The organism is Streptomyces sp. MNU89 (assembly GCF_020982505.1).
GTDB lineage: Bacteria > Actinomycetota > Actinomycetes > Streptomycetales > Streptomycetaceae > Streptomyces > Streptomyces xinghaiensis.
Genome location: NZ_JAJKLL010000001.1, coordinates 4,082,722 through 4,106,860 on the forward strand (window position 1 = coordinate 4,082,722; position 24,139 = coordinate 4,106,860).

The window sequence follows — 24,139 nt, forward strand, 5'->3', positions numbered from 1 at the left end:
AGGCGGCAGGTGCGGAAGAGCGAGGAGTTCACGGCAGGGGACGCTACTGCGGTCGCGGCGGAAATACCCGCAGGGCGGGCGGAACGTGGCGTATCGGCGCGATCGGCGACACCCGTCGCACCATGCACAGGGGTCACACCCGTCACACCCGTCACACCGGTCGCACCGGCGGGGAAGAACGGCATCCGTGTCATGGGCTCGTCTCAGAGGTCCGAGAACCCGGCGCCGAGCTCCAGCTCAGAGGAGACCGTCTCCCAGAGGGAGTCGAACCAGAGCTGCGACTGCTCCACGAAGACCCGGTTCCGGCGGTTCTCGGCCCCGGTGAGGAAGGGGAAGAGCATCGACTGCATCCCCAGGGTGTCGATCAGCTCCACGGACTCGTTCTCGATTTCCGCCTCCCGCCGCCTGACGAGGTAGTAGCCGAACAGCGCCTCCTCGCCGTTGAGCAGGTACAGCTTCACCGACGGGGTGAACGGCAGCGCCCGGAAGCGCACGGAGACGTCCACGGAGTAGGGCGGCTTGCGGAGCGAGCCGAGGAACGTGGTGAGGGCCATCCCCTGGGCGTTGCGCTGCCGCAGCCAGCGCTGGTGCACCCGGTCGTCGTCCGTGCCCTCCGTGGCGGTGGGGAAGGCGAGGTTGATGTTGCGGCCGGGCATCAGCAGGCGCAGCTCGATCCGCTCCGGCCGCGCGGTGCCCGCGTGGACGAGGTGGATGGACTCGGCGACGGCCAGGGTGAGCGTCTCGGCGGTGAGGCAGAGGGCGTCGATACGGACCCGGGGGGCGGTGAAGGCGGCGGCCACGCGGGGCGCGAGGGCGACGACGCCCCGTTCGAGCCCTTCGGGAACGTCGCGGACGGAACGGGGGTCCGCGACCCTGGCGGGGCTGCCCTTCCCGGTGTTGGTGAGCAGCGCCTCGTCCTGGAGGATGCGCAGCGCCTGCCGGATCGTGCCCCGGGGGACGTCGAAGCGGTCCGCCAGCTCGGCCTGGGTCGGCATCCGCTCCCCGGGGGCCAGGGCGCCCGAGTGGATCTGCTGGCGCAGCTCGTCGGCGATCTGCAGATGGGACCGCTTCTTGGCCGCCGTCGCCGGGCTTTCGGCTTTCACGAGGCCACCGTACAACTTGGCGGGGCCAAGCGGGAGTTGGTGCGAAGTAGTTTTAGTGATGTTCCAACTTGGGGACAACATTCTTGAATTGGTTACCAACTCGGCAACTACGACGGGGTAAGCCGAAGTTGGTCATGATTCCGGCGCCACGCCACGCCACGCCACGCCACGCAGCGCGGTACGGGCGGGGCGGGCGCGCGAAGGTCCGCGTCATCCAACGGGGGAGGACTCCATGCCTGTGTTCGCGTTATTCATCGCGGTCGTCGTGGTCTGTTCCGAGCAGCTCGTCGAGTCGCGCTTCGGAGCGGTCGGGGTCGCCGGCATGTTGCTGCTGTCGATCGGGATCAAGGCCCGCAACATCACCTGCAGCTGTGTCGGGGCCGTGATGCTGGCCCTGCTGCTCACCCAGTGAACAGCCGGTTCACGCACTGAACGGCCGGGGCGCACCGCCCCGGCGGACGCACCGGAAGGCGCGTCAGAAGATGTCCGGGCACCAGGGCCTGCGGGAGGTGCGCAGCAGGCGGTCCGCCAGGGCCGCGGCGCCCTCCCGCGTCTCCTCCGCCCGGCCCAGGGCCGTCAGCCGCACCGCCGACTCGTCGCCGAGATAGAGCGTGGCCAGGTCCGCCACCGAGAGGGCCAGGTCCGGCTCCGCCGTGGTCGGGGCGCAGGACGCGCCGTCCGGAGTGGCGTCCAGCCGGAAGCGCCCGCCGGCGAGACCGGTCTCCGCCGCGATCGGCGTCTCGTCGCGCACGTCGAGGACGAGCGTCCCGGAGTCCGCGTAGGTGCGGGCCTCCAGGGCGCGCGGGATGTCCAGCAGCCGGATCCACAGCAGGTCCGCGTGCGTGGTGACGCGGGCGGCGCGGGGGTCGGGCAGAAGCAGGGGGAGCAGGTCGTCGGGTGCGCGGAGCCCGGAGTCGACGCTCATCACCCAGTCCACCGAGCACAGGAAGTGCCACAGGGCCCGCTCGGCGGCGGGGGTGAGGGCGAGCAGTTCCCGGACCGTCGCCCTGTCCTGCGGCTGCTTGGCCTCCCACACGTCGGTCGCCGTGTACGTGAGCAGGCCCTCGACCTCACCCTTCGGGGAGCGGTACACGGCGTGGAACGGCTCCGTCCACGGGCCGAGGGACGGATAGTGCAGATCGCCCGTGGCCAGGCGCCAGACGTGCTCGCCGCGGCTGACGAAGCCGGGCCGGCGGGCCCGGAGCCGCTCGTGCAGCTCCGGGCCCAGCTTCCGTATGCCGGCGCCGTCCGTGTAGTCGATCCGGCCGCCGCACTCCGGGCCGGACCACCGCGGGTCCAGACCGGCCCGGGGGACGTCGATCCGCCACTCGGTGGTCCAGGTGGCGGGGCCGAAGCCGTAGCGGGCGTAGATCGGGTACTCGGCGGCGATCAGCGTGGCGACGACGTCGCCGCGCTCCCGGGCCTCCGCCAGATCCCCGGCGATCATCCGGCTGAGCAGCCCGCGCCGCCGGTGCGTGGCGGCGACGGTGGCGTTGCTGATCGCATCGGCTGCCACCGTGGCGCCGCCGGGCACCGTCAGTTCCTGCGCGAAGCTGCGGAGGGTGCCCACGCAGCGCCCGCCGTCGAAGGCGCCGCGCACCCGGCTCATGTCCCAGGAGCTCCGGCGGCCCTCGATCTCCTGCTCGGACGTCTCCGGCGGCCGGAGGAATCCGGTGTGCAGGGTACGGATCCAGTCCGGGAGTTCGGCGTCGGTGATCGTACGGACCTCTGGGCTCATGCGGTCACGCTAGCCGCCGTCCCTCAGAAGCTCGCGCGAATTTCTCCCACCCGGAGCCCGCCGCCCAGCATTGGGGCGTCACCCAGCCGCTCCGGAAGCGAGCCGTCCACGCCGAGCAGCCGCAGGGCGCGCCGCAGCACCGGGCCGACGGCCCGCCCGCCGCCGTCCTCCACCTTGAGGGCCAGCGCGCGGCCGTCGGACAGTGCGACGGCCTGCACCGCCTCGGCGCCCACCTTGGCCAGGGCGCCCGGCACCTCCCGCATCAGCCAGGTGTCGTGCCGGCGGGTGCCCGCCACGTACTCGGGGTGGGCGCGCATCGCGTCCGCCACCTGCCGCTCCGGTGAGCCCGGCCCGGCGAGGGCGTAACGGCGGTAGGCGCGGGCCAGGCCGGTGAGCGAGACGGCCATCAGCGGGGCACCGCATCCGTCGGTGCCGGTGTGCGCCACGCGTTCGCCGGTCGCGGTCTCGATCTCGTCGCGCACGAGCCGCTGCAGCGGGTGGTCGGGGGAGAGATAGCCGTCCGTGGGCCAGCCCGCGGTGACGCAGGCGGTGAGCATCCCGGCGTGCTTGCCGGAGCAGTCCATCGCCATCCGGCTCGGGCGGCCGCCGGAGGCCAGCAGCGTTTCGGCCTCGGCCGGGTCGAGCGGCAGCGCGGGCGGGGTGCACAGATCGGCCTCGGACAGTCCGGCGTCCGCGAGCATGGCGGCCACCAGTTCGAGGTGGAACGGCTCGCCGGAGTGGCTCCCCGCAGCCAGGGCCAGCCGCTCCCCGGAGAGCCGGGCGCCCGCGCGGAGCATCGCCGCCGCCTGCATCGGCTTGGCGGCGGAGCGGGGGTAGACGGGCGCGGTCACCTCGCCGAGCGCCAGCAGCTCGCTGCCGTCGGCCGCCAGCAGCACCAGGGAGCCGCGGTGGCGGCTCTCGGTGAAGCCGGACCGGACCACCTCCGCGAGCACCGGCGGGGCGGGCGGCCCGGGCTCGGCGGCGGTACGGGGCGGGGCGCCCGGAGCGGCGGCGGGGCCGGAGCGGACGGGGTGCGGGACGCCGACGCGGGCTCAGGCCGACCGGTCGCGGGCGCCGGGGCGAGGGCCGTCCGGCCGGACGCCCGGCCGCGCCGGTGGCCGTCCCGGCCGTCCCGGCCGCCGCGGCCGCCGCGGGGAGGCGGGGAGGCGGGGCCGCCGTCGCACCGGCCGCGGGTGACCGGAGCGGCGGGCCGGAGGACGTGCCGGCCGGCCCGGCGGTGCCGGCCGAACCGGGTGCGCCGGCCGACCCGCGCGGTCCGGGGCGGGCGGACCGGGAGGTGCGGACCGGGCCGTCCGCCGCCGCGGAGCCGGATCCACCGGCGACGCCGTCCGGACCGGTGGATCCGCGGGCGCCGGGGGCGGCGGCCGCCGAGCCGGTGGATCCGGGGGTGCGTCCGGCGGGGCGTCCGGTGTTCTCGGCGCCGGAGGTCGGGTCCGTACGGGTCATGCGGCGGTCTCCCGGGGGGAACGCGGGGGTCCGCCCCGCGGCGGCCGCTCAGGCGAGCAGATCGTCCACCTGCGCCTCGCCCTCCCGGTAGCGGCGGGCGATTTCGGCGCTGCAGTCGTCGGCCGTCCGCTGCGTCACCCGCCGCCGGACCGACACCTGCTGCTCGCAGCGCACCAACCGGCCGATGCCGGAACGCAGTTCGGTGTCCGTACGGGCGTGGAGATCGGAGAGGCCGATCTCGGACAGCATGTCCTCCGCGAGCCGCCGGTACTCCTCGCAGTGCGGGGTGCTGAGCGTCACATGACGGGCCGAGGAGCGGACCGGCGACGGCTCGTCCGCCAGGATCCGTGACAGCCGCCGCAGGTCGAGCCGGTTCGCGTCCCCCGAGTCGGGTGTCGCGCGGCGGGCCAGCTCGGCGCGGAGGATGTCGATGCGGCCCTGGAGCAGCCGGCGCACATAGCTGAGGTCGGCCTCCTCGCGCCGGGCCCGCTGCCGCAGCGAGCGCAGCTCCGGCAGGGTCAGCAGGCCGAGTTCGTGCAGGGCGGACCCCGGGGGTGACGCCGTGCGCTGGAGCGGCGGGCGCGGCTGAAGGGCGTCGGCCTGGTGGAGCATGGGCCCATCCTCGGTACGAGACGGATCGAAGCGAGGTGCTGCGGTGGCGGCTGCGGTGGCGGCCGCGGGGCGGGCGCCGGGATCCGGCGGGCCGGCCGGTCCGTGCCCGGGTGTCTGGCCGGCGCTGGTTGTGCTCATCTGTGTCCCCTCCGTTCGGTACGGCCCCGTATCGGCGGCGGGAGACGTACCGTGTGTCTGCATCGTGCCACTGTGAGTGCTGCACGTGCATGGCCAGCGCACCCGATCGAACCCGGTTGGCCGCAGTGCATGATGGTCCGTATGCGTGCGGTGGTACAGAGAGTGAGCGGTGCGAGCGTCGTCGTGGACGGCGAGACGGTCGGCGAGATCCGGGGGCGCGGTCTGTGCGTGCTGGTCGGGGTCACGCACGACGACACGAAGGAGAAGGCGGAGCGGCTGGCGCGGAAGCTGTGGACCGTACGTCTCTTCGACGGCGACGGCGACGGCGGCGAAGAAGGCGGTGGGGAAGGCGGCGCGGCGGGCCCCGGGTCGGAGAAGTCCTGTTCCGACCTCGGCGCCCCGCTGATGGTGATCTCCCAGTTCACTCTCTACGGTGACGCGCGCAAGGGCCGCCGACCGACCTGGAACGCGGCCGCCCCGGGGGAGCTCGCCGAGCCGCTGGTGGACGAGGTGGTGGCGCAACTGCGGTCGTTGGGCGCGCGGGTGGAGACCGGGCGGTTCGGCGCGGACATGAAGGTCTCGCTCACCAACGACGGGCCGTTCACGGTGCTGCTCGAAGTCTGAGCGCGGGCGGCCGGCTGCCCGGCCCGCGCGCGGTGCGCGGTGGCCCCGGAGACGGCCGGGCGGCCGCCGTCACCCGCCGGACGCCGCACCCGGGATCGCGCCGGGGATCGTGCCGTCGTCGTCCGGCACGCGCACGGCGACCACGGCGATGTCGTCGTTGCTCTGCTCCGCGACCCCCTCGATCAGCTCCCGGCAGAAGTCGGCCAGCGGCACGGTCGCGAGCCCGGCGGCCTTCCTGCGCAGCCACGCCAGTCCGTCGTCGATGTCCTGCCCCGGGCGTTCGATGAGTCCGTCGGTGTAGAGGAAGACGGTGCAGCCCGGCGGCAGCGGTTCGACGGAGCTGTTGCGCACCAGGTCGGTGGCGAGCCCGCCGAGCAGCATGTCCTGGCCCTGGTCGAGGAAGCGCGCGGTGCCCTCGGGCCCGACCAGGAGCGGCGGAGGATGCCCGGCGACGCTGTAGTGCAGTTGCCGCCGTCCGCCGGGCGCGTGCTCGACCCGGGCCAGCACGCACGTGGTCGTCGTCTCCTCCGGGTTGAGGATCTGGGTGCCGAGGTCCAGCCGGCGCAGGATGTCCCCCGGCGGCTCCTGCCGGTCCACGACGAGGCCGCGCAGCATGTTGCGCATCTTGCCCATGGTGACGGCCGCCGCGAGGTCGTGGCCGGCGACATCGCCGATGATCAGCGTGACGGCGCCGTCGGGCAGGATGAACGAGTCGTACCAGTCGCCGCCGACCTCGTCGGCCATCGTGCTCGGCTCGTAGCGGGCGACGATCTCCAGGTCGTCCAGCCGGGGCGGCTCGGTGAGCAGGCTCTGCTGCAGGGCCAGGGCGATCCGCTGGGTCCGGCGGTATTCGAGGATGTGGCCGAGCGAGGGTTTCGACTGGTCGATCAGATCCCGGATCAGCGTCAGCTCGGTCGAGCCGAGCGGTGGCCGGTCACCGCAGGCATAGGCCGTGAGGACGGACACCACGACATCGCCGACCGTGATCGGGACCATCACGATGTCGTGGACGCCCGCCGAGTTCGCCCAGGTGAGAGTGCCGGGCGGTACGTCATCGGGCTCGGCGGCGCCGGGCCGCGGATGCCGGTGGACCGGCCGCCGTTCGCGGACCGCCAGATCGAAGGCCGAGTCGCGGGTCACCCGCTCCGGGCGCGGCGGTGCCGGGTCCATGGCCCCCGTCACCAGCCCGTCGCGGACGGAGACGGCGACCCGGTTGACGAGGAACGGCTCGTCGGTGAGGGGCTCCGTGGGCTCGGCGAACAGGTAGAGGCCGCACCCGTCGGCCAATTCGGGCACGATCGCCTCCCCCAGCGAGGCCAGGGCCTCCTCCACGCGGGTGGACTCGGTGACCGCCGAGGAGACCCGGGCCAGCAGATCCTTCCGGCGGTCCACCTGCCAGCGGTCCTCGACGTCGGCGCAGGCACCCACCCACTCCACGACCCTGCCGCTCTCCCGGACGGGCACCGCGCGCAGCTCGAAGTGGCGGTACGAGCCGTCCGCGTGCCGCAGTCGGCAGGTGTGGCGGAACAGCTGCGGGACCTCCTCGACCGCCCGTGCCCAGGCCCCGGTCAGTTCCTGCCGGTCCTCCCGATGGGCGCTGTTCAGCCAGCCGTTTCCGCGCAGCTCCGGCGCGCTGAGGCCGGTGGCCTCCTCCCAGGCCGGACTGCTCTCGGTGACCAGACCCGCCGGATCGGCCACCCACACCATCTGGGTGCCGGCCGTGACCAGGCTCTCGTAGCGCTGGAGGGCACGGCGGCGGGTCTCGGCGAGCGTCCGGATCTGCTCCCGCGCGGTGATCTCCGCGGTGATCTCCAGAGCGACGAAGAGGACGCCCTGTTCCTCCGGGCCGCCGCCGTCCCGCGGGGTGGCCCGGGACATGCTGATGGTGAAGTACCTGTCCCGCACTTCGCCGTACTTGTCCCTGAGCCGGACCGGGGATTCCGAGGTGACGCGGAAGGCCTCGCCGGTCTCCAGGACCCGCTCCGCCCAGTCGAAGGCGACCACCTGCTCCAGATCGCGCAGCGCCTCCCGGGCCGGTACGCCCAGCGGCCGGTCCCCGAAGAGCTCCTTGTACTCGGCGTTGGTGTAGGCGAGCAGCAGGCGCGGGCCGATGAAGAGGGCCACCGCGACCGGCGCCTTGTCGAGCAGGTTCAGCGCCGGGGCCGCGGGCACCGTGCTGTCGGAACCTGTCATCGCCATCCCCGGAGGACGTGCCCGGCGGCTCGGCCTGCCTCCGCTGAGACGCCCGGCTATCGGTCTGCGGCCGTATGCGGCAAATATCCCATTAATCCGGGGCGCTTTCACGCCGCACACGGATCCGCTGCGCCGTCCGGTCCCGGACCGGCCCCGTCCGGGCCCGTCCCGGGCTGTTCTACGGCTCGACCACGACCTCCTGGGCGGCGGCCGTGCCGTCGGCCAGAAGAGTGGCGTCCACCGGGACGTTCCGCTTGATCAGGGCGAGGGCGATCGGCCCGAGCTCGTGGTGGCGGGCGGAGGTGGTGACGAAACCGAGCTGCCGCCCGTCCGGGCCGTCCGACGCCAGCCGCACCGGAGCGCCGTGCCCCGGCAGCTTCACCTCGCTGCCGTCCAGGTGCAGGAAGACCAGCCGGCGCGGCGGGCGCCCCAGGTTGTGGACGCGGGCCACCGTCTCCTGGCCGCGGTAGCAGCCCTTCTGCAGGTGCACCGCCGTGTCCAGCCAGCCCAGCTCGTGCGGGATGGTGCGGTGGTCGGTCTCCATCCCGAAGCGCGGCCGGTGCGCCTCGACGCGCAGCGCCTCCAGCGCGAGCGTGCCCGCGGCCGGGCCGTGGGACCGGGCGAACTCCTCCAGGCCGGCGCGCGGCAGGAAGAGGTCGCGGCCGTACGGGGTCTCCCGGACGACGACGCCCTCGGGGGTCTCGGCGATCGAGCCGGCCGGGAGGTGGACGACCGCGTAGTCGTCCGTCGCGTCGGCGACCTCCACCCGGTAGAAGAACTTCATGCTCTCCAGATAGGCGATCAGCGCGCCCTCGGTACCGGGCTCCACATGGGCCCAGGTGGTCACACCGTCGTCCACGAGCTGGAGCGCGTGTTCGATGTGGCCGTGGGTCGAGAGGATCAGGGCCTCGGTGGCCCGGCCCGGCGGCAGCTCGCTGACGTGCTGGGTGAGCAGCAGATGCAGCCAGCTCAGCCGGTCGTCACCGGTGACCGTGACGACTCCGCGGTGCGACAGGTCGACGAAGCCGGTGCCGTCGGCGAGCGCGCGCTGCTCCCGGAACAGATCGCCGTAGTGCGCTGCGACCCCCTCGTCGGGGGCCTCGGCGGCGACGGCGCCGGGCAGCGACAGCAGAGGGCTGGCTCGGTGGTGTGGCTGCTCCATGGGACCACCCTACGGCCCGGCCTCCGGACCGTCCGCCCCGCGGTGGCGGGAGGCCCGTGCGGTGGCCCCGCCGGGGGCGTCCGGGGCGGCGGTGGCGGCGGCGGGCCCGGACGTGCCGGCGGCCGTGTCCCCGTCCGCGCCGGACGTCCCCGCCGAACAAGCCGCGCACCGGCCGAAGATGGCGAAGTGCTTCATATCGGTCTCGAAGCCGAAGGTTTCCCGCAGCCGCGCCGTGAAGGCGTCCGCGACGGAGAGATCGGCCTCGATCACCTCCGAGCAGTCCCGGCAGACCAGGTGCAGATGGTGGTGCCGGTCGGCGAGGTGGTATGTCGGCGCACCGTGCCCCAGGTGCGCGTGGCTGACCAGGCCCAACTCCTCCAGGAGCTCCAGCGTGCGGTAGACGGTGGAGATGTTGACGCCCCCGGCGGTGCGGCGCACCTCGGTGAGGATCTCGTCCGGGGTCGCGTGCTCCAGCTGGTCCACGGCCTCCAGCACGAGCTGGCGCTGCGGGGTCAGCCGGTAGCCGCGCTTCCGTAGATCGCTCTGCCAGTCGGTGGTCACCACACGGCCAGTGTAGGAGCCCGGCCGGGACGGGGGTGGCGCCACAGCGGAACGGGGGCGCGGAAACGGGGGCTGGGGACGGAACGCGGGACGGACCGGAGGACCGCGCGGACGGGGCGCTGGCGCGGCCCCGGGGCGGCACGTCCGGCCCGGCCGTTCACCGGGGCATCCGGAACCGTGCCTTCCCGGGGGGTTGACCCGGGAGTCGAACATCTGGAGGGTTACGGATGCTTTGTCTTTCGGTCTGTGCCGACCTTCCCCCACCGGCCGTGCTCAGCCGTCACTGAGCGCATCCGTTCTGTAGAGCTGTAGGTCTGGCCGGGGGGTCTCCCCGGCCCGGGAGGTGGGCCCCATGAGGCAGGCTTCGTCACTGGACGTGACGGGTGGCGCGGAGCTGCGGACGTACCGGACGAGGCTGGTCGCGGTGCCGCAGCGCTTCGCGCTGGCCCGCAGGTCCGTCGGGGCGCAGCTCCGGCTCTGGGGCTACGACGGCCTGGTCGACTCCGCCGCCATGTGCGTCACCGAACTGCTGGCCAACGTTCACCGGCATGTGAGCTCGCACGAGTGCGGTCTGATGCTGCAGGCGCTGCCCGAGGGGGTGCGGATCTCCGTCAGCGACCGCTCGCCCGCCCTGCCCGTCGCGGAGGAGGAGCCGGACTGGCACGCGGAGCGCGGGCGCGGCCTGTTCCTGCTCAGCCGCACCGCCGACCGCTGGGGCTCCGAGCGGACACCGACCGGCAAGGAGGTCTGGGTCGTGCTCCTGGACCCGGAGGCCGCTCCCGGGGCGTGACGCCAGGGGCGGCACCGGCCCGCTCCGGGCGGCCGGGCGGGCTACTTGAAGAAGGCGATGCCGTCGTCCGGGAGGTCCCCCAGGTCCTTCGCCCATGTGCTCGGGTCGACGACCTTCTTCAGATGCGCCGACATGTACGGGCGCAGCTCGACCTCCGGGGTGGCCTTCTCGCCGACCCACATCAGATCGCTCTTGACGTAGCCGTAGAGCCGCTTGCCGCCGGAGTACGGGCCGGAGGCGGCGGTGCGGGCCACGGCGTCGGTGGCCAGGTCGATCTGCGGCTTCTGGTCCGCCAGTTCGCCGTACCAGACCTCGACGACACCGTCCTGCCGGACCATGACGACCTCGACCTTGCGCTCCTTGTCGATCCGCCAGAAGCCCTTCTCGGACTCCAGCGGGCGGACCTTCTTCCCCTCCGCGTCGAGCTCCCAGGTGTGCGAGGTGTACTCCAGGAAGTCCCGGCCGTCGTGGGCGAAGGTCACCTCCTGGCCGAAGTTGCACTTCTCCGCGCCCGGGAAGTCGTGGACGCCCGCGCCCTCCCAGTCGCCGAGGAGGAAGGCGAGGGGGACGAGGTCGGGGTGCAGGTCGGACGGGATTTCGATCATGAGTTCAGGCCCTGGCGATCTGTGGGGTGCGAAAGAGGTCGGTCAGCGCTGACCCTGGTACAGCTTCTTCCAGGTCAGACCGGCGAACGCGAGCACGCCGACGACGACCAGGGCCAGCAGTACGGTGAAGAATGCCTCAAGCACGGGAGCGCGCCTCTCGGAACGGGGGAACGACGGACCTCTCCCGAGTCTAGTCGGCGCGGTCCGGGGCGGCGGTGTGAGGTCCACCGCCCCGGGACCGGGCGCCTCCGCCGGGCGGGCGGGGGGAATGCGCCCGTTCCCCCCCGCCCGGGGAACGCGCCCGTTCCCGCGCTCCCGCTCAGCCGAGCAGCCGGGTCTGGAGGACCACCGTCTGCTGGAACGGCACCTCCGGGGTCTCCCCGGGGCTCGACTGGACCACCAGGGCGATGGTGTCGCCCGCGGTGATGTACGCGTGCCGGACCTGGCGCTTGCCGTAGGGCTCGCTCTCGTCGTAGACGTACTGGCTGCTCTCCCCCTCCCGGATGCTCGACGACCAGTCGCTGTTGAGAGCGGACTGCGGTGCCCCCACCAGATCGGCCCCCGCGAAGAGACCGGAGGACGCGAACACCTTGCTGTGGACGGTGTCGGCGAGACCCTCCGTATTGAACTGGAGCAGATGGACCCGGGTCCGGGTGCCGTCCGGCATGGTCCAGCCGCGGGCGGCGATGTGGCGGCAGGAGTTGTCGGTGAGCTCCTCGCGGACCGACTGCCGGTAGTCCTCGTCGTACTGCCGGAGGAAGTCCTCCACCGGCAGCCATCCGTCCTCGGCGGGCAGCGTCCGGTCCGGCTTCGCCCCGGCGGGGAGCGGGAGGAGGAGGTCCCGCGGATCGGCGTGGTGCACCGCGGCGGCGTTGTCCTCGTCGTACGGGCCGGGGACGCCGGCGGGCAGGGCCGGCCGTTCCACCGTCCCGTAGTCCCAGCGGCCGTCGTGCTCGGTGGCCAGTCCGGGCAGATCGGTGCGCTCGGCCCGCGCCAGGCCGTAGCCGACGCCTCCGGCGAGGCCGGCGAAGACGAGGGCGGCGGCCGTCCAGCGCAGAACGGCGCGGAGGGTGCGGCGCTCGGGACGGGGAGCCGGGGCGGCGGCGGTGAGGGCCGCTGCCCGCGGGGCGGGACCGGGTGCGGAGCCGGGTTCCCGGTCCGGGCCCGGGCCGGGCTCCGGCTCCGCCGTTTGTGCTTCCGGAAGCGGCCGCGGCTCCGTCTCCGGCTGCGGCCGGGGAGCGGGTGCGGTCTCCGGGGTCCCGGGCGGGGCGGTGCCCTCCGGCTGCCGGACGGCCTCGGAGCCGGGCGTCCCGGTCTCCTCCGCCTCGGTCCCGCGGGTCTCGGTCCGTTGTGTCTCGGTCACACGTACTCCCCGGGGGCGGTGATGTGGTCGAGCTGGTCCTTCATCAGCCCGGCCAGGTCCTTCGCCGGGAGCGGCTCGGCTCCGTTGACGAGCAGGGTCACCAGGAGGTCGTCCACCTGGGCCGTGCAGTTCATGCCGGTCAGGCCGTTCTTCCCGGGCTTGGGAGCCAGGAGGCAGGTCGCGTTCTTGTGGCCCTTGACCCGCGGCCCGTCGCGGAAGATGCCCAGCAGTTCGTACAGCTGCACATAGGACTGGTGCAGCTCGCGGGCGCCCGCGCGGTTCTTCATCCGCATGATCTGGATCTGGGTGACGGTGCCGTGCTCCTCGGAGTGGTAGGTGCGGCCGGCCAGGCCCTCGATGCGCAGCTTCTCCAGCGACCGCTCGCGCTCGCGCCGCTGCTTCGCGGGGAGGTCGCGCCCGCTCTCCTTGAGCACCGCGCGGGCGTCCTGGCCGGTGAGGACGTAGTCGTTGCCGAACTCACCGATGTCGGGTCCCGGGGCGTGGTCCGGCGGCATCGGCAGCAGCCGGCCGGCGAGGGCCGGGGCGTCGCCGGGCTTGCCGGCACCGGCCTCCCCCTTCTCGTTCCTCCTTTCCGCTCCGTTCCGCCCGGGCTCGTCGGGCTCGTCGGGCTCGTCGGAGTCGGCCCACACCACGGTGGGCGCGGTCCGGTCGGCCGCGTCGAGCTTCTGCACGGCGTAGACCGTGCCGCTCCCCACCGCGCCGAGGCACAGGAGGACGGCCAGGCCGGTGGTGAGGGCCCGGCGGCCGGGACGGCGCGAGCGGCCCGGCGGAGCGGAAGGCGGGACGTCGGCGGGCGGCGGGGCGGCGGCCGGTACCGGTTCCGCGGCGGGGGCATGGGGCCGGGCGGGGTCACGGCGTCGGTCACAGTCGCTCCAGTTGCCGCTCGGCGAGGGACATGATCGTGCCGCGGCTGACGGCCTTCGGGCTGTTGACGAAGATCTCCATCACGATGTCGCCGCGGCGGGCGAGGGCCCGTGCCGTGTACATCGGCAGGTAACCGGCCTCGGCGTGCGGCCGGTCGTAGACGTAGACGCGGCCCGAACCCGTCCCCGGAATCGGGTCGCCGTCATTGCCGGCGAACTTGTCGTCGCTCATGTACGCCTGCTGGCCCTCGAGGAAGTCCGCGGAGTACGCGTTCTGGGTGTCCCGGAACTGGATGAGCCGGATCGAGACGAAGGCACCGTCGCTCCGTTCCCAGTCGATGGCCGCGGCGCGGCGGAACGTGTCCTGGGTGAGTCCTTCGAACATGCCCGCGGGGTGCTCGTAGCCTTCCGCGTAGCGGGCCGGCGTCATCCAGTCCCCGTCCGGTGCGCCGGACGGGATCTGCGCGCCCTTCGGCTTCTTGAGCAGCAGCTTGCGCAGGTCGCCGCCGGTGCGCACGATCCGGTCCTCGCGTGCCGACAGCGGCTCGGGACCGTCCTTGCCGCCGGCCGCGGGTTCCGGTGCGCTCCGGACGGCCTGGGAGAGCGGCGGGAGCGGGGTCGGCGGCCGGTCGTACTGGACGGTGTAGCCGATGACGACGCCGGTGAGCACGCCGAGCGCCGCCGTTCCGGCGATCAGTGCCGCGGTACGGCCCCGTGGCCGGGGCGGCCGGGGAGAGCGGGCGGGGTCGGCGGCCTCCGGCAGCGGCTCCGCGGGCGATCCCTCCCGCTCCGCCGGTGGCGCGGGAGGCGCGGCCGGGGGTTCCGTGGGGGGACCGGCGGACGGTCCGGTGGGTGGTCCGGTGGGTGGAATAGGTGGCACGAGCCCCTCGCATACGGGGGTGGAGCAGCGCGCACGGACCCGGTCCGAGGGGTCCACCCCTCTTGATCTGTTGTACGGGCCCTGACAAGCGACCGCGGCAAACGGTTGTACGGCACGGGGTCCTAGAGTGAACCCATGGCGAAGAAGCTCGTGATCAAGGTGACGGCCGGGGCGGACGCGCCCGAGCGGTGCTCGCAGGCGTTCACGGTGGCCGCGGTCGCCGTGGCCAGCGGGGTGGAGGTCTCCCTCTGGCTGACCGGGGAGTCGGCCTGGTTCGCGCTGCCGGGGAAGGCGGCCGAGTTCGAACTGCCGCACGCCGCTCCGCTGCCGGACCTGCTCGACGCGCTGCTCGCGGGCGGCCGGGTCACGCTGTGCACCCAGTGCGCGGTCCGCCGCGGCATCGAGGAGAAGGACACCCTGGAGGGCGTGCGGATCGCGGGCGCACAGGTGTTCGTCAGCGAGGCCGTGGCGGACGACACGCAGGCGCTCGTCTACTGACGACCGGAGACGGCCGGAGACCGCCCGGACGCTCACCGGGCCGTGGGTGTCAGCCGCGGTCGTGGCGGTCCAGCTCGCGCCACCAGCGGTCCGACTCCGGGTCACCGGACTCGTCCCACCAGCGGTCCTCGGGGCCGCGCCGGTTGGCGACGATCGCGGCGACGGGCGGGATGGCCGCGGCGACCACGCACATGGCGATCGCGGCCGCCACCGACCACAGGCGCACCACGGCCCAGGCCGTGACGAAGAGGGTCAGGCACGCGCCCATGAGGATGAAATAGCTGCGCCGGCGTCGCGCGTACATCTCTCCAGCGTACGACCGGAAGGGCCGTACGGCTCCCGTCCGGGGCGGAGTCCCGGGGCGCGCGGGGGTGTTCGTGGTACACGGCACGGAGGGCCGCGCCCCGGGGTGAGCGGGGAGCGGCCCTCCGTGGCGGCCCTGCTGTGAGCCGCGCCGTGTCACGCCGTGCCGGTCGGTGCCGGCCCGTACCGGTCCGTGCCCGGTCGGTGCCGGCCCGTGCTGCCGTCAGACGGTGATGGAGACCTCGGCGAGGCCGCCCTTCTGGGCGACGACCTTGCGGTCGGCCGTGCCGCCGGGGACGAGGGCGCGCAGCGTCCACGTGCCCTCGGCCGCGTAGAAGCGGAACTGTCCGGTGGCCGAGGTGGGGACCTCGGCGGTGAACTCACCGGTGCTGTCCAGGAGCCGTACGTAGCCGGTCACCGGCTCGCCGTCGCGGGTCACCTGGCCCTGGATCGTCGTCTCACCGGGCTTGACGGCCGAGGCATCCGGGCCGCCGGGCTGTGCTCCACACATGTGCTGTTCCTCCGGTCGATGGGGTACGGCACCCTCGGGTGCCGAACGGGCGGGGCCCGATGGTTACTTGGCGGGGCCGAGCTCGATCGGCACGCCGACGAGCGAGCCGTACTCGGTCCAGGAGCCGTCGTAGTTCTTGACGTTCTCCTGGCCCAGCAGCTCGTGCAGCACGAACCAGGTGAGGGCGGAGCGCTCACCGATGCGGCAGTAGGCGATGGTGTCCTGGGAGAGGTCCACGTCCTCCGCCTCGTAGAGGGCCTTCAGCTCCTCGTCCGACTTGAAGGTGCCGTCGTCGTTGGCGTTCTTCGACCACGGGATGTTGCGGGCGCTCGGCACGTGGCCGGGGCGCTGCGACTGCTCCTGCGGCAGGTGCGCCGGGGCGAGCAGCTTGCCGCTGAACTCGTCGGGGGAGCGGACGTCGACCAGGTTCTTGGCGCCGATCGCGGCGACGACGTCGTCGCGGAAGGCGCGGATCGAGCTGTCCTGCGGCTTGGCCTTGTACTCGGTGGCGGGACGCTCCGGGACCGCGGTGACCAGGTCGCGGGAGTCCAGCTCCCACTTCTTGCGGCCGCCGTCGAGCAGACGGACGTCCTGGTGCCCGTAGAGCTTGAAGTACCAGTAGGCGTAGGACGCGAACCAGTTGTTGTTGCCGCCGTAGAGGACGACGGTGTGGTCGTTGGCGATGCCCTTGGCGGAGAGCAGCTTCTCGAAGCCGGCCTGGTCGACGAAGTCGCGGCGGACCGGGTCCTGGAGGTCCTTCTGCCAGTCGATCCGAATGGCGTTCCGGATGTGGTTCTTCTCGTACGCCGAGGTGTCCTCGTCGACCTCGACGATGACGACCTCGGGGTCGTCGAGGTGGGCCTCGACCCAATCGGCGTCCACCAGAACGTCGTTGCGGCTCATGTGTCTTCTCCTCCGGGGCAGTTCGGGGCGGTTCGGGGCGGTACGCGGCCCGGGAGCCGGGGAGCTCCGGGGCGGTTGTGGGAATCCGGGTGGCGCTGGTTCGCTCGTTCGCTGGGTGCGGAGGTGCGGGACCGGCGCTCACGCGGGGGCGGCCGGCGGCCGGACGGCACGCGGTCCTGCGCCTCAAGGGGCGGGGAGGGCCTGCGAGGCCGGGGAAACGGGAGTGGTCACCCGCTCAGAGAGAGCGACACAGCATGGCGGCGACACGGCACAGGTCGACTGCCCGCCGCTTCGTGAGATCCGCCTGTCGCTTCATGGGCCCGATCGTAGGGAGCCGTGGCCGGTCGTGTCACCGGCGTGTCATATGGCGAGATGGAAAAATCCGCGATGTGGGATGCCGGTACCCGGGGGAGACCCGGTGAAGTGCGGCGCGGCCGGGTGGGGCGGGGTTTCCGGGGCGCGGACACCGCCGTCTCGGCTTTCGGGACGGTTGGTGAACGTGCGTGCGACTGTGGCCGGTCCGGATCGCCGGGTGGGGGGCGAGTGGCCGCGACGGCCGTGCCCGCCGCCTCGGTGGTGCGGGGCGTGGCGGGCATCAGCCCGCCAGCGCCACCTGGCTGCCCTTGAACGTGATGTCGATGCCCTGCTCGGTCGGCTCGACGGACTCCAGCTCCAGGCCCTGCGGCAGGCCGGAGATCTTCCGCTCCATGTCGATCCTGCTGCGCACCAGCTGCTCCACACCGGGCAGCCCGTCGGTCGCGATCTCCTCGGCGCGCAGCTTGATGGTGTCTCCGCCGGCGACGGAGACCGTGCTCACCACACTGCGCTCGAAGGACTGCCCGGTGGGCAGTTCGAGGCTCGCCGTGACCTTCACCTGCGGCTTGCCGGCGTCGTCCTTGCCGCCGTAGCCGATGGTGATGCCCTCCTCGGCCAGCTTGGAGAGATCCGCGTACTCGATCGACGCGGCGCCGGAGGCGGTGGCGGCCGTGGCGGAGGAGAAGTTGTTCTCCAGGGCCACGTCGCGCAGGTGCGCGGTCATGGTGGTGAGCCGCACCGACTGGCCGTTCGCCTCGGCCGTCATGCCGTCCATGGTGACCTGGACCGCGTCGAGCTCCTTGCCCACGACCTGCGTCAGGAAGGGGAACCCCTCGATCGAGACCTGGGGTTCCCCGGTGAGGCCCTGGCTGCTCTTGATCTTCGAGGCGGCCTCCGACTCGGCGAGATTGACCGCGAGCCGGTCGGCGGCCACGAAGAGCCCGCCGAGAACCACCGTGAGAATCAGCAGTATTCGCAGTGCGCGCATCCGTTTCCACCCCAGAGAGAGATCCACCCGTTCCGCGCGAGCCTAACGTGAGGGGCGGGACGGTCAACCGAGCGTCCGGCTCAGCACATACACGGCGGGAGCCGCCGCGGCGAGCGGCAGCGCGACCCCGGCGGTCATGTGAACGAACCGGGACGGATAGTCGTAACTCGCCACCCTCAGCCCGATCAGCGCGCAGAGACCGGCGACGGCGCCGAGCAGCGCACCGGCCGTCCCGTCGCCCGCCCACTGGCCCGCGCCGAAGCCCGCCGCGGCGGCCGCGGCCAGCGCGGCGGCGGGCCGCAGCGGGGAGGGCAGCGGCAGCGCGCGGACGACCGCCGCGGCGGCCACCGCCGCCGCCCCGATGACGACGGCGTCACCGGAGTACGCGGCCGCGGCCAGATAACCGCCCGCGAGAACGGCGAGCGCGCTGGACGCCACCCCGGCGGTCAGCGCGTACAGCCGCTCGTCCGGCGCACTGTGGTTGCGGAGCTGGAGCACGAGGACCAAGAGGAACCAGACACCGAGCGTGCCGAGGGCCGCGGTCGCGGCGTCACCGCGGTCCGTGGCGAGCAGCGCCGCGTCGGCGGTCAGGCCGCCCGCGAACGCGAGGGCGATGCCCTGGCGGGCCGGCCACATGCCGTTCAGGCGGTACCAGCCCGCCGCCGTGACGGCCTGGAGCAGGACGACGGGGACGGCCAGGGCCGGCCGGGCGACGGACGCGGCCAGCGCGATGAGCGCGGCGAGCGCGGCGGTGATCAGAGCGGGCTGCAGACCGGGCGCGATGATCGGCGACCGGCCCTCGGCGCGGGCGCGCTGAGCGGGCGTGAGCGCCGGCTCGGGACGGCCGGCGGGCGGCTGCCCGGATGCGGCGCGGCGGGGAGCCGGCAGGGGAGCCGACGGGGCAGCGGGGCCGGGCCCTGCCGGGACCCGGGGGCGCGCCGGTGCCCGCTCCGGGGGCGTACGGGCCGGCGCTGTACGGGCCGGATGCGTACGGGCCGCCGTACCCGCCCGCGGCGGAGCCGCAGCCGCCCGCAGGGGCGCCGTACTCGTTCGCGGGAGGGCCGTGGTTACCCGCGGCGGTGCCGTACCCGTCGGCCGGAGGGCCGTAGCCGCCGGCGGCGGGTGGTTCCGTACGGGGCGGGCTGCTCGGGCGGCAGCGGGCCCGGCCCGCTCCAGCCCTGCCTTTCGGGGCCTGCCCTGCCCCTCTGCCCGGCCCGGGCCGGGCTCGCTGCCCGGGCCGAGGTGTGCTCCGTGGCCCTGGACGTGGCCGGGGGCCGCGCCTCCGGGTGGTACGGGGACGGCGGGGCGCCCTGCGCGCCGGGGTCGCCGTACGGTCCGGGCGCGGGGCGGTGGTCCGGGGAGGGGCGCGGACCGCGGGCTGTGTACGGGTCGTACGGGTCGTACGGCCTCTGGGGCTGGTCGGTCATGCTGTGGTGTTCACCCTCCTGCGAACGGGGGGAGCACCTCGACCGTGCCGCCCGTGGTCAGTGTGACCGTGTCGTGGCCGCGGAGGCCAACCGGGTTGCCGTCCACCAGGAACGAGCAGCTGAGCAGTACCCGTGCGAACTCCGGCCGTGTGCTGTGCCGTTGCCGTGCCGCCTCCAGGGCTTCCGCGAGGGTGGCCGCCTCGTACGGCTCCTCGGCGGTACCCGCGGCGGACTTGGCCGCCGCCCAGTAGCGGATCGTCCCTGCTGCGGCCATGACGGCTCCCTCTGTCCTGTCGCTGTCCCGCGGGCGGCGCCCGGCCCGGCGCCACCCGTCAAATCTAAGCGAGGGAGCCCCGGTACCGGCCCGGCGCACCCCTCGGGCGGACGCCCCGTCCTTCGCGCTCCGCCGCCCCTGCGCCCGGCTCACCGCTCGCCGCCGGGCTCACCGCCCGGCTCCCGCCCGGTCGGCGCCCGGTCGGCGGCCGTCGAGCCAGCCGGCGATGCGGTGCAGCAGGGGAGGCGCGACCGCGTTCTCCGCGTGGCCCATGCCGCGTTCGAGCCAGAGTTCCACCGCGTCCGGGGAGGGGGCCGCCGCCAGCAGGGAGTACGGGTGGTCCACCGGGAAGTACGCGTCGCGGTCCCCGTGCACGACGAGCAGCGGCACCGGCGCGATGAGCGGTACGGAACCGACGGGGGACAGCGGCACCGGGTCCCAGTCCCGGGTGTCGATCCGGGTGCGCAGCCCGTAGCGGCCGACGAGGCGGCCCGCCGGGCGGGTCACCACCCAGTGGACGCGGCGCATGGGCGCGGTGCCCCGGTAGTACCAGCGTGCGGGGGCGCTCACGGCGACGACCGCGTCCGTGCGCGCCTCCGTGCGCCGGTCGTGCTCCGTGGGCCGGTCGCGCTCCGTGCCCGCGGCTCCCGGCGGACCGGGGAGAGCGGGCGGAGTGGGCGGACCCGGGAGGCCCGGCACCGGTCCGTCCGCCGGCGCGTTCGGCCCGTACAGCGCGGCGTGCCGGATGACGACCGAGCCGCCCATCGAGAAGCCGACCGTCGCCACCCGGCGGTGGCCGAGCGAGCGGGCCCAGCGCACCGCGGCGGCGAGGTCCAGCACCTCGCGGTCCCCTACGGTGGTGCGTCCGCCGGAGCGGCCGTGCCCCCGGAAGGAGAAGGTGACCACGGCCGCGTGCTCGGCGAAGACCTCCGCCACCCGCCGGACGGCGGGGCGGTCGAGGGAGCCGGTGAAGCCGTGCGCGACGACGATCACCGGTCCGTCCGCGGGCCGCTGCCCGGGCACGCCCGCGGCCCCGTCCCCGTCCCCGGAAGCGGCTCCCCGCTCCTCCCCGCCCCTGCTCCCGGGCCCGCCCGTGCTTCCGGGCGGCCGGTGCGCGGACCGCCGGGCGGGCCGGTACGCGGCCTCGATCGGTATCCCGTCGCCGGTCAGCAGCGTGGCCCGGCGAAGCCCCTGAACAGGGCCCTGCCCGCCACGCGAGGTGATCGGGGAAACACCGATCCGTACGAACTGGGCCTCCGGTTCCGCCGTCATGTGGGCTATTCTGCTGGGCATGAAGGATCCGGGCAGCGACGCCCCCGGGTCCTTTCGTGCATTCGGGCACGTGCGGCACGGAGCTCCCCGATCCGTGCCCGGGAGGAGACGGGAGACGGGGCGTACGGAGCGTTGCCGCGGCGAGCGGCACGGTGCGATACGAGTATCCGGCAGTACGTAGCAGTACAGAGCAGTGCCGCTCACGTCCTCGCAGGGACCGAGGAGGAACCGACGTCATGGGCAAGCGCACATCGCGGAACCGGAAAGCCCGCTCGGCCGGGCACCATATCCAGGCCGTTCCGGCCACCGACACCCCGGCCGTTCCGGCCACCGAGGCCGATCGGGCCACGACGACAGCAATGACCACCCCGCTCGAAGGGGGCCGGCGATGAGTTCTCTCCTGCTGCTGACCAACGCGCTCCAGCCGTCCGCGGAGGTGCTCCCCGCCCTCGGCCTGCTGCTGCACCACGTCCGCGTGGCCCCCGCCGAGGGGCCCGCCCTGGTGGACACCCCCGGCGCCGACGTGATCCTCGTCGACGGGCGGCGCGATCTTCCCCAGGTCCGCTCCCTCTGCCAGCTTCTCCGCTCCACCGGCCCCGGCTGCCCGCTGATCCTCGTGGTCACGGAGGGCGGGCTCGCCGCCGTCACGGCCGAGTGGGGCGTCGACGACGTCCTGCTCGACACCGCCGGCCCCGCCGAGGTGGAGGCCCGGCTGCGGCTGGCCACCGGCCGCCAGCAGCTCACCGGCGACGACAGCCCGATGGAGATCCGCAACGGCGACCTCTCCGTCGACGAGGCGACGTACAGCGCCAAGCTCAAGGGCCGGGTGCTCGACCTCACCTTCAAGGAGTTCGAGCTGCTGAAGTACCTCGCCCAGCACCCGGGGCGGGTCTTCACCCGCGCCCAGCTCCTGCAGGAGGTCTGGGGTTACGACTACTTCGGCGGCACCCGCACCGTCGACGTGCACGTACGGCGGCTGCGCGCCAAGCTCGGCCCGGAGCACGAGTCGCTGATCGGCACCGTCCGGAACGTCGGCTACCGCTTCGTCGTCCCGGAGAAGGTCGAACGGGCCGCGGAGGAGGCCAAGGCGAAGGCGGAAGGCAGGAAGGGCGCGGGGCAGGGCACGGAGACCGGGGGGTCCGCCGGTGCGGGCGCCGCCGAGGCCGCGGGCCCGCGTTCCGCCGGGGCGGCCAAGGGTTGAGTTGGCCCGCGTAGACTGCCGCGCGTGGCCAAGGTGACGCGTGACGATGTGGCAAGACTGGCGGGGACCTCGACCGCGGTGGTCAGCTACGTCATCAACAACGGACCGAGGCCGGTCGCCCCGGCCACGCGCGAGCGGGTTCTCGCCGCCATCAAGGAGCTCGGCTACCGGCCGGACCGCGTCGCCCAGGCGATGGCCAGCCGCCGTACCGACCTCATAGGGCTCATCGTGCCCGACGCCCGGCAGCCGTTCTTCGCGGAGATGGCACACGCGGTGGAACAGGCGGCCGCCGAGCGCGGAAAGATGGTCCTGGTCGGCAACTCCGACTACCTGGACGAGCGCGAGGTGCACTACCTCCGCGCCTTCCTCGGGATGCGGGTCTCCGGGCTGATCCTCATCAGCCAGGGCCCCAGCGAGCACGCGGCCACCGAGATCGACGCCTGGGACGCCCGGGTGGTGCTGCTGCACCGCCGGCCGGACGCCATCGACGACGTGGCCGTGGTCACCGACGACGTGGGCGGCGCGCAGCTCGCCACCCGGCACCTGCTGGAGCACGGCCATCCGTACGTCGCCTGCCTCGGCGGGGTCGAGACGACGCCGGTGGTCGGCGACCCGGTCACCGACCACGTCGAGGGCTGGCGGCGGGCCATGGCCGAGGCCGGCCGCTCCACCGAGGGCCGGCTCTTCCAGGCCCCGTACAACCGCTACGACGCCTACAGGGTGGCCCTGGAGCTGCTGGCCGGCCCGGACCGGCCGCCCGCCATCATCTGCGCCGTCGACGACCAGGCGATCGGTGTGCTGCGGGCCGCCCGCGAGCTGCGGATCGACGTGCCGGGCGAACTGGCGGTCGCGGGCTTCGACGACGTGAAGGAAGCCGGGCTCACCGACCCGCCGCTGACGACGGTCGCCTCGGACCGCCCGGCGATGGCGCGGGCGGCGGTCGATCTGGTCCTGGACGACGGGCTCCGCGTCGCGGGCTCGCGGCGGGAGCGGCTGCGGCAGTTCCCGTCCCGGCTGGTCGTCCGGCGCTCCTGCGGCTGCGAGGGGTAGGACCGGCCGCCGCAGGGCCGGGGATCCCGCCCGGTGGCCCGGGTCCTTATGTCGGGCATACGCGCTTCTGCCGGGCTTCTCAGGACGTATTCATCGCATTCTCATCTTCGCGCCGCACCGTCGGAGGCATGGATGAGAACCGCACCCACCCGCAGCAGCCGCAGTCCACGCCCCCCGGGGCGCCCGTTCCGGAGCGGCCCGCGCACGCGCCCTTCGTCACCCCGGACGGTGCCACCGTATGGCCCTCCGGCGCCGCGTCCGCCAGTGGCAGCGGTCACGGAGACCCGGGGGCTCCGCCTCCGCCGCCCGCGTCGGCGGCCCCGCCCGCCGCGGCCGACCCGGCCGGACCGCCGGAGCCCGTGACCCGTGCCGGGCACCGCCGGCGCCGTGCCCGCGGGCCCGTCGGGCTCTTCGCCGCCGTCGCCGTCGTGGCCGGCGTGATCGGCGGCGGCACGGGATGGGTGGCCGGCGAGCTGACGGACGGCGGCGGGAACACCGCCACCACGGCCGTCGCCGGGACCAACGCCTCCAAGGCCCTGGACGGCACCGTCGCCTCGGTGGCCGAAGCCGTCCGGCCGAGCGTCGTCGAGATCCGCGCCACCTCACCCTCCGGGGAGTCCACCGGCTCCGGGGTCGTCACGACCTCCGACGGCGAGATCCTGACCAACAACCACGTGATCTCCGGCGCCTCCTCCGTCGAGGTGGTGTTCAGCGACGGGAAGACGGCGTCCGCCGAGGTCGTCGGCACCGAGCCGGACCTGGACATGGCGCTGCTGAAGGTGCGGGACGTCAGCGGGCTGCAGGCCGCCCGGCTGGGCGACTCCGACGGGGTGAAGGTCGGCGACCAGGTCGTCGCCATCGGCTCCCCGGAGGGACTCACCGGCACGGTCACCAGCGGCATCGTCTCGGCCCTGGACCGCGACGTCACCGTGCGGCGCGACGACGGCGGGCAGCAGCAGCCGTACGGCGGGGGCGAGCGGTGGCCGTTCGAGTTCGGCGGCGGCGAGTACAACGGCGAGGTCGGCTCCGACACCACGACGTACAAGGCGCTGCAGACGGACGCCTCGCTCAACCCGGGCAACTCCGGCGGGGCGCTGATCGACATGAACGGCCGGATCATCGGCATCAACTCGGCCATGTACGCGCCCAGCACGGCCGCCGGCAGCTCGGCGAGCGCGGGCAGTGTGGGCCTGGGCTTCGCCATCCCGATCAACGAGGTGCAGGAGATCATGGACGAGCTGAGGTCCGGATCCGGCGGCTGACGGCCGCCGCGGGAG

26 protein-coding genes are annotated in these 24,139 nt (G+C 73.9%); 7 read left to right on the forward strand and 19 right to left on the reverse strand.

Annotated elements, in window-relative coordinates; all coding sequences use genetic code 11:
• Positions 1-203: 203 nt before the first annotated feature.
• Positions 204-1,103: a GntR family transcriptional regulator gene (locus E4N63_RS17605; RefSeq protein ID WP_230241123.1), complete on the reverse strand. Its 900-nt coding sequence runs from the start codon at positions 1,101-1,103 to the stop codon at positions 204-206.
• A 232-nt stretch (positions 1,104-1,335) separates the two neighbouring features.
• On the opposite strand from E4N63_RS17605, the gene E4N63_RS17610 reads away from it, so the two are divergent.
• The gene (locus tag E4N63_RS17610) at positions 1,336-1,515 is read left to right on the forward strand and encodes a hypothetical protein (RefSeq protein WP_125625897.1); all 180 of its coding nucleotides are present in this window, start codon (positions 1,336-1,338) and stop codon (positions 1,513-1,515) included.
• 63 nt (positions 1,516-1,578) lie between these two features.
• On the opposite strand, the gene E4N63_RS17615 is transcribed toward E4N63_RS17610, so the two are convergent.
• The 3 genes from E4N63_RS17615 to E4N63_RS17625 form a co-directional block, all read right to left on the reverse strand.
• Positions 1,579-2,841, reverse strand: a complete 1,263-nt coding sequence (locus E4N63_RS17615; RefSeq protein WP_230241124.1) for a GNAT family N-acetyltransferase — start codon at positions 2,839-2,841, stop codon at positions 1,579-1,581.
• 23 nt (positions 2,842-2,864) lie between these two features.
• Entirely contained in the window at positions 2,865-3,794 is a 930-nt protein-coding gene (locus E4N63_RS17620; protein WP_125625908.1) for an asparaginase, read from the reverse strand.
• Between the two features lie 562 nt (positions 3,795-4,356).
• Positions 4,357-5,058 carry a hypothetical protein gene (locus E4N63_RS17625; protein WP_125626307.1) on the reverse strand — a complete coding sequence of 234 codons (702 nt, stop codon included), beginning with the start codon at positions 5,056-5,058 and terminating at the stop codon, positions 4,357-4,359.
• A gap of 141 nt (positions 5,059-5,199) precedes the next feature.
• Here E4N63_RS17625 and dtd point away from each other — a divergent pair, with 141 nt between their 5' ends.
• Complete coding sequence (dtd, locus tag E4N63_RS17630) at positions 5,200-5,682, forward strand: D-aminoacyl-tRNA deacylase (RefSeq protein ID WP_125626306.1); 483 nt, start codon at positions 5,200-5,202, stop codon at positions 5,680-5,682.
• Positions 5,683-5,751: 69 nt separating this feature from the next.
• Here the strand turns inward: dtd and E4N63_RS17635 are convergent, their stop codons facing one another.
• The 3 genes from E4N63_RS17635 to E4N63_RS17645 all read right to left on the reverse strand — a co-directional run bounded on the left by E4N63_RS17635 (position 5,752) and on the right by E4N63_RS17645 (position 9,601).
• Positions 5,752-7,875: a SpoIIE family protein phosphatase gene (locus E4N63_RS17635; RefSeq protein ID WP_230241125.1), complete on the reverse strand. Its 2,124-nt coding sequence runs from the start codon at positions 7,873-7,875 to the stop codon at positions 5,752-5,754.
• Between the two features lie 178 nt (positions 7,876-8,053).
• A complete protein-coding gene (locus tag E4N63_RS17640) occupies positions 8,054-9,037 on the reverse strand; it encodes a folate-binding protein YgfZ (RefSeq protein WP_125626304.1) in 984 nt (327 codons plus the stop codon).
• A 9-nt stretch (positions 9,038-9,046) separates the two neighbouring features.
• Positions 9,047-9,601, reverse strand: coding sequence for a Fur family transcriptional regulator (locus E4N63_RS17645; protein ID WP_230241126.1), 555 nt, complete (start codon positions 9,599-9,601; stop codon positions 9,047-9,049).
• A 349-nt stretch (positions 9,602-9,950) separates the two neighbouring features.
• Between E4N63_RS17645 and E4N63_RS17650 the strand changes: the two genes are divergently transcribed.
• The gene (locus E4N63_RS17650) at positions 9,951-10,388 is read left to right on the forward strand and encodes an ATP-binding protein (RefSeq protein ID WP_125626303.1); all 438 of its coding nucleotides are present in this window, start codon (positions 9,951-9,953) and stop codon (positions 10,386-10,388) included.
• 41 nt (positions 10,389-10,429) lie between these two features.
• On the opposite strand, the gene E4N63_RS17655 is transcribed toward E4N63_RS17650, so the two are convergent.
• From E4N63_RS17655 to E4N63_RS17670, 4 genes are all read right to left on the reverse strand, one after another.
• Positions 10,430-10,993, reverse strand: coding sequence for an FABP family protein (locus tag E4N63_RS17655; RefSeq protein WP_019707093.1), 564 nt, complete (start codon positions 10,991-10,993; stop codon positions 10,430-10,432).
• 319 nt (positions 10,994-11,312) lie between these two features.
• On the reverse strand, positions 11,313-12,356 hold the full coding sequence (locus E4N63_RS17660; protein ID WP_230241127.1) for a procyclic acidic repetitive family protein: 1,044 nt from the start codon (positions 12,354-12,356) through the stop codon (positions 11,313-11,315).
• Positions 12,353-13,048: a hypothetical protein gene (locus tag E4N63_RS17665; protein ID WP_230241128.1), complete on the reverse strand. Its 696-nt coding sequence runs from the start codon at positions 13,046-13,048 to the stop codon at positions 12,353-12,355. The genes E4N63_RS17660 and E4N63_RS17665 overlap by 4 nt, the downstream gene beginning before the upstream one ends.
• Before the next feature lie 190 nt (positions 13,049-13,238).
• Positions 13,239-13,910 carry a hypothetical protein gene (locus E4N63_RS17670; protein WP_230241129.1) on the reverse strand — a complete coding sequence of 224 codons (672 nt, stop codon included), beginning with the start codon at positions 13,908-13,910 and terminating at the stop codon, positions 13,239-13,241.
• 345 nt (positions 13,911-14,255) lie between these two features.
• Here E4N63_RS17670 and E4N63_RS17675 point away from each other — a divergent pair, with 345 nt between their 5' ends.
• Complete coding sequence (locus E4N63_RS17675; protein ID WP_230241130.1) at positions 14,256-14,618, forward strand: DsrE family protein; 363 nt, start codon at positions 14,256-14,258, stop codon at positions 14,616-14,618.
• A 49-nt stretch (positions 14,619-14,667) separates the two neighbouring features.
• On the opposite strand, the gene E4N63_RS17680 is transcribed toward E4N63_RS17675, so the two are convergent.
• The 8 genes from E4N63_RS17680 to E4N63_RS17710 form a co-directional block, all read right to left on the reverse strand.
• Positions 14,668-14,922 (reverse strand): DUF3099 domain-containing protein, encoded by a 255-nt coding sequence (locus tag E4N63_RS17680; RefSeq protein ID WP_043466493.1) that lies wholly within the window; start codon positions 14,920-14,922, stop codon positions 14,668-14,670.
• 222 nt (positions 14,923-15,144) lie between these two features.
• On the reverse strand, positions 15,145-15,432 hold the full coding sequence (locus tag E4N63_RS17685) for a DUF1416 domain-containing protein (protein ID WP_125626779.1): 288 nt from the start codon (positions 15,430-15,432) through the stop codon (positions 15,145-15,147).
• A 63-nt stretch (positions 15,433-15,495) separates the two neighbouring features.
• Positions 15,496-16,335, reverse strand: coding sequence for a sulfurtransferase (locus E4N63_RS17690; protein ID WP_019707087.1), 840 nt, complete (start codon positions 16,333-16,335; stop codon positions 15,496-15,498).
• Positions 16,336-16,570: 235 nt separating this feature from the next.
• A complete protein-coding gene (locus E4N63_RS31525) occupies positions 16,571-16,651 on the reverse strand; it encodes a putative leader peptide (protein WP_362475060.1) in 81 nt (26 codons plus the stop codon).
• A gap of 279 nt (positions 16,652-16,930) precedes the next feature.
• Positions 16,931-17,638, reverse strand: a complete 708-nt coding sequence (locus tag E4N63_RS17695) for a DUF2993 domain-containing protein (RefSeq protein WP_125626780.1) — start codon at positions 17,636-17,638, stop codon at positions 16,931-16,933.
• A gap of 63 nt (positions 17,639-17,701) precedes the next feature.
• Entirely contained in the window at positions 17,702-18,274 is a 573-nt protein-coding gene (locus E4N63_RS17700) for a hypothetical protein (RefSeq protein WP_230241131.1), read from the reverse strand.
• Between the two features lie 801 nt (positions 18,275-19,075).
• On the reverse strand, positions 19,076-19,339 hold the full coding sequence (locus E4N63_RS17705) for a MoaD/ThiS family protein (protein ID WP_043462777.1): 264 nt from the start codon (positions 19,337-19,339) through the stop codon (positions 19,076-19,078).
• A gap of 168 nt (positions 19,340-19,507) precedes the next feature.
• The gene (locus tag E4N63_RS17710) at positions 19,508-20,611 is read right to left on the reverse strand and encodes an alpha/beta hydrolase (protein ID WP_308188709.1); all 1,104 of its coding nucleotides are present in this window, start codon (positions 20,609-20,611) and stop codon (positions 19,508-19,510) included.
• A gap of 388 nt (positions 20,612-20,999) precedes the next feature.
• On the opposite strand from E4N63_RS17710, the gene E4N63_RS17715 reads away from it, so the two are divergent.
• The 3 genes from E4N63_RS17715 to E4N63_RS17725 all read left to right on the forward strand — a co-directional run bounded on the left by E4N63_RS17715 (position 21,000) and on the right by E4N63_RS17725 (position 24,124).
• A complete protein-coding gene (locus tag E4N63_RS17715; protein ID WP_125626682.1) occupies positions 21,000-21,812 on the forward strand; it encodes a response regulator transcription factor in 813 nt (270 codons plus the stop codon).
• 24 nt (positions 21,813-21,836) lie between these two features.
• A complete protein-coding gene (locus E4N63_RS17720) occupies positions 21,837-22,862 on the forward strand; it encodes a LacI family DNA-binding transcriptional regulator (RefSeq protein ID WP_230241132.1) in 1,026 nt (341 codons plus the stop codon).
• Positions 22,863-22,990: 128 nt separating this feature from the next.
• Positions 22,991-24,124, forward strand: a complete 1,134-nt coding sequence (locus E4N63_RS17725) for a S1C family serine protease (RefSeq protein WP_230241133.1) — start codon at positions 22,991-22,993, stop codon at positions 24,122-24,124.
• Positions 24,125-24,139: the final 15 nt, after the last annotated feature.